9 protein-coding genes are annotated in these 14,731 nt (G+C 55.5%); 8 read left to right on the forward strand and 1 reads right to left on the reverse strand.

All coding sequences use genetic code 11. The features are described from left to right. The coding region (locus RE6C_RS04305) for a sulfatase (protein WP_008654210.1) at window positions 1-1,357 on the reverse strand (1,357 nt) is incomplete at its 3' end. Between the two features lie 532 nt (window positions 1,358-1,889). Between RE6C_RS04305 and RE6C_RS04310 the strand changes: the two genes are divergently transcribed. From RE6C_RS04310 to RE6C_RS04345, 8 genes are all read left to right on the forward strand, one after another. Beyond that, the gene (locus tag RE6C_RS04310; protein ID WP_039961180.1) at window positions 1,890-4,028 is read left to right on the forward strand and encodes a peroxidase family protein; all 2,139 of its coding nucleotides are present in this window, start codon (window positions 1,890-1,892) and stop codon (window positions 4,026-4,028) included. A 242-nt stretch (window positions 4,029-4,270) separates the two neighbouring features. Next, a complete protein-coding gene (locus tag RE6C_RS04315) occupies window positions 4,271-6,154 on the forward strand; it encodes a matrixin family metalloprotease (protein WP_008654213.1) in 1,884 nt (627 codons plus the stop codon). Window positions 6,155-6,282: 128 nt separating this feature from the next. Further along, entirely contained in the window at window positions 6,283-6,960 is a 678-nt protein-coding gene (locus tag RE6C_RS04320; RefSeq protein WP_008654215.1) for a sigma-70 family RNA polymerase sigma factor, read from the forward strand. After that, window positions 6,960-9,629: a serine/threonine-protein kinase gene (locus tag RE6C_RS04325; protein ID WP_008654216.1), complete on the forward strand. Its 2,670-nt coding sequence runs from the start codon at window positions 6,960-6,962 to the stop codon at window positions 9,627-9,629. Before RE6C_RS04320 ends, RE6C_RS04325 begins: the two co-directional genes overlap by 1 nt. Next, window positions 9,616-11,076 carry a hypothetical protein gene (locus RE6C_RS04330; protein WP_039961172.1) on the forward strand — a complete coding sequence of 487 codons (1,461 nt, stop codon included), beginning with the start codon at window positions 9,616-9,618 and terminating at the stop codon, window positions 11,074-11,076. Before RE6C_RS04325 ends, RE6C_RS04330 begins: the two co-directional genes overlap by 14 nt. Window positions 11,077-11,242: 166 nt before the next feature. Beyond that, the gene (locus RE6C_RS04335; RefSeq protein WP_008654218.1) at window positions 11,243-12,673 is read left to right on the forward strand and encodes a PQQ-binding-like beta-propeller repeat protein; all 1,431 of its coding nucleotides are present in this window, start codon (window positions 11,243-11,245) and stop codon (window positions 12,671-12,673) included. A 143-nt stretch (window positions 12,674-12,816) separates the two neighbouring features. After that, the gene (locus RE6C_RS04340; RefSeq protein ID WP_008654219.1) at window positions 12,817-13,665 is read left to right on the forward strand and encodes a dienelactone hydrolase family protein; all 849 of its coding nucleotides are present in this window, start codon (window positions 12,817-12,819) and stop codon (window positions 13,663-13,665) included. A 143-nt stretch (window positions 13,666-13,808) separates the two neighbouring features. Further along, window positions 13,809-14,453 carry an arsenate-mycothiol transferase ArsC gene (locus RE6C_RS04345; RefSeq protein WP_008654220.1) on the forward strand — a complete coding sequence of 215 codons (645 nt, stop codon included), beginning with the start codon at window positions 13,809-13,811 and terminating at the stop codon, window positions 14,451-14,453. The last annotated feature ends 278 nt before the right edge of the window (window positions 14,454-14,731 follow it).

A 14,731-nucleotide genomic window follows, 5' to 3' on the forward strand; every position in this document is an offset into this window, starting at 1 on the left:
CCTTCCACTGCACCAGTCGATACCGTTCGGTTCGAATGGATCGCCCCAGCTTTCGCTTCGGGTAAGCGTGATAGGCATGGTCGCGAACTCGCGCCGATGGATCTTGGAGGACGGGGACCAAGCTGACTCCGTCGATTGGTTGAGGGCCGCTCGGTGCGGGCAGCCCAGCCAACTCTGACAAGGTCGGGAAGATATCGACGCTCTCGGCCAATTGTTTCGTCGAGCTGCCTGGCTGAGTGACACCCGGCGCGGTGATCAAGATCGGGATCCGGTTGGCTTGTTCGTAGTTGGTATGTTTCGTCCAAATGCCGAGATCGCCAAGGTGAAAACCATGATCGCCCCAAAGCACAACGATTGTGTTGTCAGAAAGTTCTAGACGGTCGAGTTCCTCGATTACTTTTCCGATCTGGGCGTCGACGTAGCTGACGCTGGCGTAGTAGCCATGAATCAGATTGCGTTTCAGTTCATCGTCAAAGTCGGCGTTGGGTTCGGTGGGAACTGGTTTGTAATTTGAAATTTCTCCGCCACGTTTTCCGGCCACCTTGGGGGCGTTTGCTGGCAGGTCTTCGTGCTGGGGCATGGGAAGCGAAGCTGGGTCGTACAGATCCCAATATTTCTGTGGTGCACTGAATGGCAAGTGAGGCCGGGCAAATCCTGAAGCGATGAAAAATGGCGTTCCATCGGATTGTCGACGTTGCTTTGCCGCTTGCAGTCGCTCGATCGTTTCGGCGGCGACGCGACCGTCGGCGTAGTCTTCATCGTTGGCATCGGGCGATTCATACGCGGCCCCTCGAGGAAGCGATTTGATCTGGCCCAGCATCTGATTGGTGAAGTAGGCCTCTTCGCGAGTCAGTTGCCCGCCATCGGTGCTGGCCGGTTCCAGGTACTCGATGACCTTTTCTTTGAAGTGTGGAACCGAGAACGATTCTGGGTCGCCATGATTGCCGTGGCCGATGTGAAAGATCTTGCCCAGCGACTCGGTTCGATAGCCACCATGTTTGGCAAAGTGTTGAGGCATCGTGACCGCGTCGGGAATGATCTGGCGCAGTTGGCTGTCCAGCCCGTAGAGGCCCGTCGATGTTGAGTGTGAACCCAGCATCAACGTGAAACGCGATGGCGCGCAGACGGCTTGGTTGCAGTACGCCATTTCGAACCGCATGCCGCGATTGGCCAGCGAATCGATGTGCGGCGTTTTCGCGATCGAGTCTCCATAACATCCAAGAGCAGGTTTCAGGTCATCGACCAAGATCAGCAAGACGTTGGGGTGTTCTTTCGCTTGAAGATTGGAACTTAATGAAAGCAAAGAACAGATGACGAGCGTCAGCAACGCGACGATCGTTTGGAGTTTGGTCGACATTGGGATGAGGGAATTCGCGTGGGGATGGGGATGGGCGAAACGCGTGATTGCACGGATCGGAGGAAAGAATCGTCGATGGATGGCCTGTGGTTGTCTTTCGATTGGTTGTCACTTTTGGAAAGCGACATGAATCTTGATTGTGATCCGTTGTTTCACAGCATTTCGAGAAGTCGTTGACGCCATCGGCCGCGTTATTTTGCACCAGACAGCAGTGAATGGCAAATCGTAGAGTTGGTTTCGGTCCTGACGCAGCTTCTTCTGAAAGATCGAACAGGCGTAGCGAAGGCCTCCGGGAGATTCCAGCCACCAACTGGCGAGACAATTTGGGAATTGATTCTGTTTAGAAATTTTGTCGATAATTCGCGGCGTTTCGTGCACCAAATGGGTGGGGAAGTCTCAGTTGGATTACGATTGGGATGTTTCGCCTCTCACCCTCGCTTTGAGTTTTCTCACAGCAACCTTCATCGTCGGCTTGCGTTTCGCCGATGGAAGCGTTGTCTCGGTTGTCATCGCCAACGTTGTTGCACACCTAATGTTGTTCCGGTCGAAGCGTACGATGAACCATCCTGGTCGCAAGCGACGCCCATTGCGAAGCGAACAATTGGAAGCTCGGCAGTTGCTGGCAGCCGATTTCGGTGGGTATCGACACAACATCTATGATGCCGAAGACGTCAACGATGACGGTCGTGTTTCAGCCATCGACGCGTTGTTGATCATCAATGCGATGACCAACGAGACCGCTCGCGATGAAAGCATGTTCACCGATGTCAACGATGATGGTCGACGCAGTGCTTTGGACGCTCTGCGGGTGATCAATCGAATTGAACGCGGCGATGTGTTTCCGATTGATACCAGTGCCGACGAAGAGCTGAACCTGTTGCTTCCGGAGATGTCGTCTGAAGTTCGTTCGATCGATGGCACCGGAAACAATCCCAACGATCACTTTTGGGGTAGCGTTGGGCAACGTTTGATTCGCATGGCGCCAGCGGCCTATGGCGATGGCATTTCAACGCTGGCGGGAGCCGACCGACCCAGCGCACGCGAAGTCAGCAATGTGTTGTCGGAAATGAACACAAGTCAGGCGCTCAATGATCGTGGGCTGTCTGCATTCGTTTATGTGTGGGGGCAATTCATCGATCATGACTTGGGATTGAGCGAAAGCGACGAGCACGGCGAGGCCATCGATATCGCGGTGCCAGAAGGAGATCTCTGGTTCGATCCGACTGGTTCTGGTGAAGCGGTGATCCCGATGACGCGAACGCCGATCGCGGAAGGAACCGGGACATCGGTTGATAACCCGGCTCAACAGTTCAATCAAATCACGGCCTTCATCGATGGCTCGATGGTTTACGGGAGCGATGCGGCAACCGCCGAAAGGCTAAGGACGTTTGTGGGCGGCCGAATGGCGATCTCCGAAGACGGACTGCTTCCGATGGACGAAAGCGGAATGGTGATTGCCGGCGATGTTCGCGCCAGTGAGAACGTTGGCTTGACGGCAATCCAGACGCTGTTTGTCCGAGAGCACAATCGTTTGGCCGATGAAATATCGGGCTCTGACCCCGAAGCAACCGACGAAGAAATTTACCAACGAGCTCGTTTGGTCGTCGCCGGGTTGATTCAATCCATCACCTACAACGAGTTTCTGCCGGCACTGTTGGGTGAGCACGCGATGGAACCGTATCGCGGCTACGACGCATCCGTGAATCCTGGCATCGCAAATGAGTTTTCAACCGCCGCGTTTCGGTTGGGGCACAGCGTGCTTCGAGACGAAGTTGGGTTCATGTCCAATGATGGACGTGAGAGCCAAAACGAGATGGAATTGAAAGACGCGTTCTTTCATGCGTCGATGTTGGAAGAGACGGGGATCGATTCGTTATTGAAATACGACGCATCGGTTTGGGCTCAAGAGGTGGATTTGGGCGTGGTCGATTCGTTGCGGAACTTCTTGTTCGGGCCTCCGGGTGCGGGCGGGTTGGATCTGGTTGCCATGAACATCCAGCGTGGCCGCGATCATGGCTTGAGCGACTACAACTCGACGCGAGCAGCGTACGGCCTGAATCGAGTGGAATCGTTTGACCAAATCACCGGTGACGTTTCGTTGCAGCAGAAGTTGACATCGTTGTATGGAAGCGTCGACAACATTGATCTTTGGGTCGGCTTGATGGCCGAAAATCACCAAGACGATGCATCAGTTGGCGAGCTGACAGGCAAAATCATTGCCGACCAATTTCAGAGGACTCGCGATGGCGATCGGTTCTTCTACAGGAATGTGCTGAACGATCTGGAGATTGAATCGCTGGAACGATCCACGCTGGCGGACGTGATCGAACGCAACACGAGCATCGAAGGTTTGCAAGAAAACGTTTTTTCGATGCAAGTCGAAATTCGCGGCCGGGTCATCCTGGCCAGCTCGGTTCCGCCCACGACGATGCCCAGCAACCTTCGCGAGGACGAAATGCGTGGTGTGGAGGGAATGACGATCGAGTTGATCGACGGAGCTGGGACGCTGGTCGATTCCACAGCGTCTGATCAGCACGGGAATTACCGGTTTCGATCGCTCAGTGAGACCGGAGACTACCAAGTCCGACTTTCGCAATCTGGTGAGACGATCGATGTCCTCATCGCTCACGGTGAAGAGCGAATCCGCGGGCTGGATTTTTACGTCGCGTAACTGCCGCGTGAGGGAATGGGCCACCCGAGGACGGGGCCGCTATTTGGTGCAAACGTTGCGAAACGCGGCGTGAAGTGAGACTGCGGGGATTGGTGTGACATTGCCGTCTGAAAGGTGCCCCTTATCAGCGGCCCATCAGGTGAACGCGAGGTCGGATCCCCGTTCGTGATGGGAAGGGCTGGCGATTGGTGCAATCGCGGATGCCTGCTTTTCCCCTCGTCTCATTGCAGTGTCTGCCCAATATGAATCAACGGAAGAAACGAACGCGTCGCCTTGCGATCCAATCTCTCGAAACTCGCCGTGTGCTCGCCGCCAGTCTGGGGTGGGACGGCCCCGGTTTGGGCAGTGCCGCTCTGACCTACACGATTACGGGGTCACCGAGCACGCTGACTCAGGAGGAGACCGATGCGGCGATCGAAACCGCTTTCGATGCTTGGGCCAGCGTCGCGGACATTGAGTTCACAGAAGTCGACCAAGTCGGACTGAATGATTCCATTGATATCTCGTTTGAGAATTTGGATGGAAGAGCGGGCACGCTCGCTCAGGCGTATTTTCCGGACGACGTGAACCCGGCGCGGTTGGCCGGTGACATCCAATTTGATCTTTCGGAAAGCTGGGAAGTTGGCAATTCGCTGGGCAGTGCGGCGTTCGATTTGGTGTGGGTCGCGGTGCATGAAATCGGCCACTCGTTGGGACTGGATCACGCCGATGCCTCCGGAAGTGTTTTGGCTCCGTTCGTTTCCGCCAATCAATCGTTCACCGAACTGGATGAAGATGACGCCATTGCGATCACACAGTTGTACGCGGCGGCGGAAACTGCGGCGGACGAGCCTGTTGATGAGATGGATTCGACCAACGATTCCGAGGGCTCAGCCGATGATGAGACCACCGATGCCGAAGACGACCCGGTGCTGGAAGATCCTTCGGTGGACGATTCCGGCGATAAAGATGAGCAGGATTCGGATTCCGGAAACAATGATTTCCGGAACCGTTGGTTCGTCTGGAACCGCTGGTTTCGAAACCGTTTCCAACAACGGTTTAGCGGCCGTTTGGACGCGGATCTGAATGCGTACAACTACGTCAATCCAACGGATGTCAACGAAGACGATCGCACGACGGCATTGGACGCGTTGATGATTATTAATCGTCTCAATCAAACGTCGGAGGCTGATTCGGATGACGCCGAGATGGATGGATTGTGCGACGTCAACGGTGACGGAACGGTGACATCCTTGGATGCGTTGATGGTCATCAATGCAATGAACGATGCGGATGTTGACGACGTTGCTCCCGAGTCAACCGAGACGGAAGTCGACATGGAATCGGATGAGGAGGAAGAGAGTTCGGAAACGGACTCCTTGGACGACACCGATGTTGTTTTCGATGAGGAGGACGAATCAACGATCGATGACGGCGGCTTGGTCGACGATCCGACTGCAGTGGACGACGAAACGATCGACGAGAAACCTGATTCCAGTGAAGACACGGAATCCGACGAGGAATCTGATTCCGGCGAAGAGACTGGCGACGAATCAGCCGACGACGATGTCATCGATGATGAGATGGTCGATGACGGGGAGACCGAAGACGATGAAGAAACAATGTCCGAGGAAGACTGTGATCATCGTGCGGAGGGATTTCATCGACAGAACTATGGTTTGTTCCGTGCTGGTTTGTTCAGCGGCGACGTTGCGACCTTGATCGAGCGATTGGATGCGGATGGCGATTCGGCGCTTTCGGAAGAAGAGGTGTCCGGGCGGTTGTGGGAAAAACTTACGGGGCTCGAGGCCGACGGTGACGCCGATGGATTGTTGACCGCGGAAGAATTGGAAGCCGCGTTCTTGGCCGCTCGTGAGGAACGTTTCTTATCGAAAGATACCGACGAAGACGGTTTGATCACGGAGACCGAAGTTCGCGATCGGCTTTGGGCGAAGTTGGCCGAGGCGGATGCAGACGCCGATGGCGGTGTTTCTTTCGCGGAATGGGAGGCTTTCCGGGAAGAAACTGAGGCGGATGAATCGGAGGCTTTCTCACCGGGATCGTCGCGATTCGACCGAGTCGACGCGGCATTCAGCGTGGCGGGCCGGGATGCCCCTCGGGAGCGTTTCGCGAGGTTCCGTCGTTAGATGTTCCGTCGCTAATTCGATGAGTTTCGAAAAATTCCGAAAAAGAAGTGACGGTTTGTGGTTTGCCTCGCAACTAGTTCCTTGCGAATGATGATGCGAGCTCAGACTACTCTTCGGAAGGCAAAGCGATGGTCGCCACAGACTCCTCTTGGACGGCACGCGAAAACGATTCCAGCGACCGAGAAGGTTGGGGCAACGATCTCGGGTTCATGGAGTTGTTGGACCACGCACGCGCTGGCGACAGGGAGGCCCTCGGACGCTTGCTGCAGTGGTACACGAACTATCTGACGATTCTCGCCACCACGCAGTTGGATCGTCGGCTTCGCAGAAGAGTCAATCCATCGGACATCGTTCAAGAGGCGATGTTGGAAGCTCATCAGGACTTCGGCGATTTTCGCGGCACCAGCCAAGGTGAGCTGCTTTGCTGGTTGCGGACAATTTTAATTCACACGTTGCATCGCAGTTTTAAACGCCACGTTCAGGTTCAAAAGCGAGACATTCGTCGCGAAGTTTCTTTGGAAGCGGTTAGCAATCGATTGGAAGAATCGGCTTGCAACTGGGCGGGGATCTTGGCTGGCAATGAGCCTTCGCCGAGTGCGCCGATGCGTGCTCGTGAGGGTGCCGTGGAATTGTCCAATCAGCTCAGCAAACTGAAGCCGCACTACCGCGAAGTGATCGTTCTTCGCGTGCTGCAAGGACTTTCGTTTGATGAGATCGCGGAACGAATGGATCGCAAGTGCGGTGCTGTTCGGATGCTTTGGTTGCGAGCGTTGGAGAGTTTCAAAGCGTCCGAGGAACAGCGTTGATGGTCGCATTTGAATTGTCGACAGACGAATCGCAATCGACCGATCCATCGCTGCTGCGCGGTCTGAATGAAGAGCAACAATCTCGGCTGACGAAATTGTTGGACGAGTACTTGGTCGGTTTGGAAAACGGCGAGTCGTTAGACGCGGATGAGATCGTTCGGCAGAACCCCGATCTGGGACCCGTCTTTCATTCCTACCTTGAGAAGTTAAGAGCTCTCTACGGCGTCGCCGCGGGGATGCAACCCACTCTCGATGCACCTTCGGTTCCCCTGCCGGCGGACAAACAGCTCGGTGACTTCCTTTTGCATCACGAGATTGGTCGTGGTGGGATGGGAGTCGTCTACGAAGCCAGCCAGCAGTCGCTTGATCGACGCGTCGCGATCAAGTTGCTGCCGCTGGCTTCCATGTTGGATTCGACCCAGATCGCTCGTTTCAAAAACGAAGCTCATGCGGCCGGTTTGCTGCAGCACCCACATATCGTTCCGATTCACAGCGTCGGCAGCCATCAAGGCGTTCACTACTACGCAATGCAGTTCATCGATGGGATTGCTTTGGATGCTTGGGTGCGCGAACGTCGTGAGGAAAAGATAGCCGGGCAGTCCGCGGATGGATCGAAAGAACGGTCCAGCGATTCCCGCTCGGAATCAGCGGAACAACGACGCGAGACTTGGAAGCAAGTGATTCAGTGGGGGATCGACATCGCCGACGCTTTGCACGTTGCCCATGAAAATGGTGTGGTCCATCGCGACGTGAAGCCATCGAACTTGATGCTTGACCGGTCCGGCAAAATTTGGGTGACCGATTTTGGTTTGGCACGCTGTCAGACGGAGATGTCATTGACGCGGTCGGGCGACGTCATCGGAACGATGCGGTACATGAGTCCCGAGCAATCTCGCGGGCAGTCAGCTTTGATTGATGGACGGGCCGATGAGTATTCGCTGGCCGCAACCTTATACGAATGCTTGACGCTGCGATACGCCCACGAAGGCGAAGACGCGGCAACGATTCTGAAGAAGATCGACAATGAGGAAGTGATCCCGCTGCATTTGTTGCGACCTGATTTGCCTCGTGATTTGGGGACCGTGATCTCGAAAGCGATGTCGAAGAACCGCGAAGATCGGTACGAGACCGCGAAGGAGTTTGCCGAGGACATGAAGCGGGTGCTGCTAGGCGAACCCACCATTGCTCGACCACCATCGGTCGCGGATCGGTTGGTTCGGCTGGCGTCGAAGCATCGTCGTGTTGCGTTCGTGGCAGCCTTGATTGTGACGCTGGGTTTGGTCGGTTCCGCCATCGCGAATGCCAAGTTAGCGGCTGCGAAACTTGTGTCGGACGAAAACGCCATGCGGGCCACTCGGGGAGAGTCGTTGGCGCGAGAGGCTTTAGATCGGATGGGGACGCGCATCGCCGAGCTGTTGGTCGATGTTCCCGGGGCAGACCCGGTTCGCCGTTTGTTGCTGTTGGAAATGTTGGATTACTACGAACGGTTCGCTGCGGAAATCAAAAATGATCCAACGCTTAGCGAGGATTTCGCGATGACGCTCGCGCATGCGGGCAGGTTGCAGTCGGAGCTTGGTGACAGTGAGCAGGCGATCGCGGCGCTTAAGCGTAGCGAATCAATCTATGCGGAATTGGCCGGCAGTGTTGCTGCCAATGACCCGGTCCGATTGCACTGGGCAACGTGTCAGAACAATTTGGCACAGGCGTTGGTGCGGGCAGGGAAATTCGAAGATGCAGCTCGATACTTTGTGCGAGCGATGGCGATCCAGCGGGCACTGGCGGACCAAGGTCACTCGTTTCCTCTGCACCGGGACGCTGAAGTTTCGTTGGCAGCCACGCTGAACAACATGGGTTTGTTGCTAATGCGAACAAATGCAACCTCCGAGGCAGAATCATATTTCGTAAAATCGATCGAGCGACTTCAGACACTGTTGATCGAACCGGTGTCGGATGCCAAGCGACTGAACGGCATGACGAACGATCCGGCTTCCTTGAAGCTTGTTGCGGTGCAGTCGAACTTGGCGGGGCTGTTGATGGAATCAGAACCCGAACGAGCGATTCATCATGCTGGCCAGGCACTTGAATCGCAATTGAGTCTTTTGCAGTCGAATCCAAGCGACGCGAAGATTGCTGGGCAGACGATTGTGACGCTCAACACGCTCGGTGCGGCGCAATCTGCGATGGGTAGGAATGCCAAAGCAATCGAGACATTCGAACAAGCCATTGAGCTGGGCAGCCAAGTCGTGCTTCGCTGGCCCGATCACCCGAACTATCGAAGGGATTTGGCGCTGAGTTTCAATCAATTGGGTTTGGTTCGATCAAAGATGAAGTCCCTGGGGAAGGCACGCACGGCGTTTGAAAAGGCGTTGGAAATTGGGCAGCCGCTAGCGACTCAATTTCCAGAAGATGCAGAGACGCAAAGCATGCTGGGTGGGGTTTGGAACAACTACGGATTCCTTCAGCAGCAACTGGGAGATGCGGGGGCGGCTGCGGAGGCGTATTCCCAAGCAATTCGGCTGCAATCGGTCGCGGTTTCGGTTGCACCCGAAGTGGTTCGTTACAATGAATTCCTGCGAAAGCACCGGGCGAACTATCAAAGCGTGATGGAATCCACCGGCAATTCGCTGCCTCGAGAAGAGCTACAAGGATCGATTCATGAAGCCAACTAACGACTCAAGAATCTTATTGCTCGAACAACTTGAATCACGTTCATTGTTGGCCGGTGGGATCTTCACGCATTCTGATATGGGTGCGAACAAAGGAATCGACCGATCGCAAATTGATCGAGCCGTTCCGACGTTGCAACGAACTGCGGCTCAAATCAATTCCGGTGGCGGACGCGATGGTGCCGGGGCTCAGAATCTTGGGGCTCAGAATCTTTCTGAACGTGCGCACGATCCCGGTGCTGCACGCCCGATGCGAGACTTTGCCGCAATCGCAAGACCGTCGCAACAACATGGTCAACACGGCCAACGCGATGGAGGACAGCATGATCGGAGACAACAACTCTCGGGGCGTGAACCACGCAGCAGTGAATTGCGAGCAAGCGATCTGACCAGCCAATCATCGCAGTCAAGTTCGCAAATGTCGGTTGGTGGATCATCCAACAATCAGAGCGTTCGGTCGTCTGAGTCCAGTTCTGTGTTGTGGGTGGTTCAATTTGTCATTGATTCGCCGCGACCATCCAACAGTGTGAGTGTTGGTGATGTGCTGAATGGTTTGAGCGGAGGCAATGATCGTTCATCGACAGGCGAAGGAACCGTGCTGGCTCGAGCGAACTCCGCCGCCGGTTCATCGGAGTCTGGTTCGCCGGGTCGGAGCAGCGATGCAAAAGCAACCGTTTCGAATGCTGCAACGAACAACAACGGATCCGTTCAAGGCAATGGATCAGCGGTTGCCTCCGTCGATGATTCACCCGCCAAAGTCGCAAACGCGAACGCAGCCGAACGGACGAGTGATTCGGTTGCTAGCTCGCAAGTCGCGACGGTTGAATCCTCATCGCGTATCGCCGGCGAAGTGGATGGGGGAACGATCGATTGGTTGCCGCGTGTGTCCAGCAGCGACGTGTCGTTGGATGCTTCTCAATCGGACGATGATGCGTGGGAGTTGGACGAACGCACTCTCGAACAATTGCGCAAGGTGGCTCGAGATGCGACGGATGATCTGACGGAGGACGTTGAATCGGGACGCGTTCTTGACACCAGCGAAACGCCGGTGTTGCAAGGGAATTCTGTCGACGATGCTCTGGCAAGTTGGTTTGGATCACCCACCGGCTTGATCGATGGGATCCGATTCCAAGACGCATTGCCAACGGTTGTCCCGACGTTCTCACCTGGAATGGTGGACATTGCTTTGGATGCGACCGTGGGAGTCCACCGGACGATTGGCTTGATGGCTTCGTCGGAATCGGTTCCGACACCGGTCGTTGTGAACGAAGTCCGCGACGCTGTTTTGGCTGCGATCGCGTTTGAGACCGATGCACTGGCACAGCCGGCATTGGACACTCGGCCGCTGCGGTTGTCTGGATTCGCTTATCCGGGCGTCGCAATTGTTGCGGGGACGTTGGCACTGAACGCACGTCGACGTCGTTCGGGAGTTCTGCTGACCAGCCGCTGAAAAATCGGTGTGCGCTGAGAATGCCGTGGATCGCAAAGGCGAAAACGGAACCTGGGGGGACTTTGCGGGTTCAATGCTTCATCGGGGGCGTTCTGGACGTTCCTAGTCATTCCCCACCGGCATTCTCGGAGCTGGAATCTTGCGACACACAACCTTTTTCTTTGGTATGGCGTTCTTTGCGTGCTGTGCCACTCACACCGTATCGCCCGCCAACGGCAACGATATCAATCGCGATTGGCCGCGGTGGCGTGGTCCGGATGCGTCGGGAACGGCGTTGGAATCCAGTCCGCCGGTGACCTGGAGCGAGTCCGAAAACATCCTTTGGAAGATCGATGTGCCCGGCATCGGGAGCAGCACCCCGATCATCCTTGGCGATCGCGTGTACGTCAGTACCGCGGTGAAGACGGACCAAGTTGCCGAAGGTGCTGGTTCGGGCGAAGCGTCAAACCAAACTCCGCCGGAATCGGGCCCACCACGGGGAGAACGCCAAGACGGAGAACGCCGTGCTGAGGGAGGCCGTCCGGACGGTGGGCGAGGCGGATCGGATCGCGGAGGCCGTGGTCGTGGACGAGGCGGTCGCGGTGGTGCCAAGCCGACGAACGTCTACGACTTCGTGGTGATCGCTTACGATCGCAACAACGGCAAAGAGATTTGGCGGACCTCGGTGACCCAAGAAGTGCCTCACGAAGCTGGTCACAACACCAACACCTTTGCGTCATCTTCACCGGTGACCGATGGCGAGAAGTTGTACATGTCATTTGGATCGCGAGGCGTTTATTGTCTTGATCTGGATGGCAAGCAACTGTGGAGTGTGGATCTGGGACAGATGCAGACTCGAAACCAATTCGGTGAAGGAAGCTCACCCGCGGTTCACAATGGCGTCTTGGTTGTGCCGTGGGATCACGAAGGGGAATCGTTCATCGTGGCTCTGGACGCCGCGACCGGCGAAGAAAAGTGGCGGCAAAGCCGTGATGAGCAAACGACTTGGTCGACGCCTTTGATCACCGAGTACGAAGGTCGAACGCAAGTCATCACGAACGGTTCCAAACGAGTTCGGAGCTATGATTTGACGACTGGCGAATTGATTTGGGAATGCGGTGGACAAGCCGGCAATCCAATCCCCTCGCCGGTTCGGTTCGAGGACAACGTCATCGTGATGACTGGCTATCGAGGCTACGCGATCTATTCCATTCCACTGAGTGCAAAGGGTGATGTCACCAACAGCGACGTGATCACTTGGATCGAAGAAGACGCGGCTCCCTACGTGCCGTCGCCGGTTCTTTACAAAGGCCAGCTCTACTTTGTGAAGTCCAACAATGGTGTGTTGGTTTCTCGGAAGGCCAAGACCGGTGAGTTAGTCATCGATCAAACACGCCTGCCAGATATCTCGTCCGTTTATGCCTCACCGGTGGCAGCGGCTGATCACATCTACTTCACCGGACGCGATGGAACCACGTTGGTTTTGAGTCACGGCGACGAAATGGAAGTGGTCTCGGTGAACAAGCTGGACGATGAAATCGATGCTTCGGCGGCCATCGTCGGGGACCAAATTTTCCTGCGAAGCAAGTCGCATTTGTACTGCATCGGTAAGGAATGAATTTGGTTCTGGCCAGCATCCATCGCTTAGATGAATGCTGGTAGCATGAACGATTCCAATCGGGCGACTGACAGATGGATGCCAGTCGCTCGATCGTTTGTTTCAACAGTTTTTCATCGCCCCATTGAACAGTTGAGCCCAGCATGTGTGATCAGGACCATTTCGAAGAAGATCTGAAGAAGTATTCGCGTCGTGATATCGGTACGCTTGCCGCAGCCGGACTCGGTGCGGCGATGATGCTTCCTCGAGTCGCCAATGCCGCTGAAGTCAGCGAGCAGGATGTTGAAATCGAAACACCTGACGGCAAGTGTGACGCCTACTTCGTATCGCCATCGACGGGCTCGCATGCTGCGGTTTTGATTTGGCCCGACATCTTTGGTTTGCGACCCGCGTTCCGGCAAATGGGGAAACGTTTGGCGGAGTCTGGGTACAGCGTGTTGGTGGTCAATCCCTTTTATCGCCAGCAGAAAGCACCGACCGCCGCCAACGGAGCGAACACGTCGATCTCGGATGTTCGGCCCTTGGCTCGCTCATTAACTCCCGAGACACACACGACGGATGCAAAAGCATTTGTCGCTTGGTTGGACAAGCAATCGCAAGTGGACACGGACAAGCCAATTGGAACGACCGGTTATTGCATGGGAGGACCAATCGTCTTCCGTACCGCCGCTGCCGTTCCCGATCGCGTAGGTGCGGCGGCCACTTTTCATGGTGGCGGATTGGTGTCCGACGGAGAGGATAGCCCGCATCGTTTGATCCCAAAAATGAAAGCGGACTTCCTGATCGCCATCGCCGAGAACGATGACCAACGCGATCCCGAAGCGAAGTCGGTGTTGAAGGAGTCGTTTGCAGAAGCGAACTTGGATGCTGAGATCGAGGTGTATCCCGCCGGGCATGGTTGGTGTCCGCCTGACACTCGTGTCCACAATCCCGAACAAGCCGAGAAAGCTTGGAGTCGGATGCTCGCCTTGTTCGAATCCGCTCTGGTTTGACGTTGCCCACTCGCCGAACGTGAGCCGGTTGACGACGTAATCTCGCCAGAATATCGTTGATCGTCGCTGGGCGATATGTGTGCTTGATTAGCGACGTTGCGACCGGCGTTTGAACTAGCGATGGTATCCGTCAATCCTTGAAAGTGATCATGAGTGAGTTGAACACCATTGGTTTGTTCCCATCCTTGAGATCCTTTGTGGACCAGCGGCGAGCCGAGTCAGGTTCGATCTCCGAGGAACGCCTTGATGATCTAAAGCAATTGGCAGGCTACGTTCGCGGTGAGATACAGAAATCTCACCCGGTGCAGCTGACCTTTATCTGCACACACAATTCGCGTCGCAGTCACTTGGCGCAAATTTGGGCAAAGGTGGCTGCAGATTTGTTCGGGTTGCAGAGCGTGCAAACTTTCTCCGGCGGGACTGAAGCGACGGCAATGAATTCGCGAATCGTTGCTTCGTTGAAAAGGATTGGGTTTGAAGTCGACGTGAAGACGGAAGACAAGAGCAACCCGACCTATGCGGTTCGCTACGCCGAGCAATCGGAGCCTTTGTTGTGCTTCTCAAAGATTTACAGCAAGTCGCCCAATCCGACGAGGCATTTCGCGGCGGTGATGACTTGTTCGAGCGCCGATCAGGCTTGTCCAATTGTTCCCGGATGCGATCTACGCTTGCCGATACGTTACGAGGATCCCAAGGTCTCTGATGACACGCCTGGGGAAGCCGAGATCTACGACGAGCGATGTCGGCAAATCGCCAGAGAAATGATCTACGCGATGGCTTTGGTGTAGGACTTCGGCGTCAGTCTTCGAATCGATCTCTTGCGGGGGTTGGATCGTTGGGTGAACAAGCGACGAAGTTTACTAACCGCCGGTGCCAGCAACTTTTGTCTGCAAGAGAAGCCTACCACGACCAAATCCATCGGGCGGATGGTTAACCCCTTGCGGAGCGGTGTGTGGCAGCCCGCGTCTGAAAACGTTGTGCCATCGGGACTTACGTTCAATGCAGGCACGCGTTTTGCGGAGCATTGCCGTAGCCGGACATCTACAGTGCGACGCCAGCCGAAAAT

Source organism: Rhodopirellula europaea 6C, from assembly GCF_000338295.1.
Taxonomy (GTDB): Bacteria; Planctomycetota; Planctomycetia; order Pirellulales; family Pirellulaceae; genus Rhodopirellula; species Rhodopirellula europaea.

What these genes read in the sequence shown, in the direction of transcription:
- RE6C_RS04310 (WP_039961180.1), top strand. Translation starts at nt 1,890, where the DNA reads ATGTTGTTCCGGTCGAAGCGTACGATGAACCATCCTGGTCGCAAGCGA.
- RE6C_RS04315 (WP_008654213.1), top strand. Translation starts at nt 4,271, where the DNA reads ATGAATCAACGGAAGAAACGAACGCGTCGCCTTGCGATCCAATCTCTC.
- RE6C_RS04320 (WP_008654215.1), top strand. Translation starts at nt 6,283, where the DNA reads ATGGTCGCCACAGACTCCTCTTGGACGGCACGCGAAAACGATTCCAGC.
- RE6C_RS04325 (WP_008654216.1), top strand. Translation starts at nt 6,960, where the DNA reads ATGGTCGCATTTGAATTGTCGACAGACGAATCGCAATCGACCGATCCA.
- RE6C_RS04330 (WP_039961172.1), top strand. Translation starts at nt 9,616, where the DNA reads ATGAAGCCAACTAACGACTCAAGAATCTTATTGCTCGAACAACTTGAA.
- RE6C_RS04335 (WP_008654218.1), top strand. Translation starts at nt 11,243, where the DNA reads ATGGCGTTCTTTGCGTGCTGTGCCACTCACACCGTATCGCCCGCCAAC.
- RE6C_RS04340 (WP_008654219.1), top strand. Translation starts at nt 12,817, where the DNA reads ATGTGTGATCAGGACCATTTCGAAGAAGATCTGAAGAAGTATTCGCGT.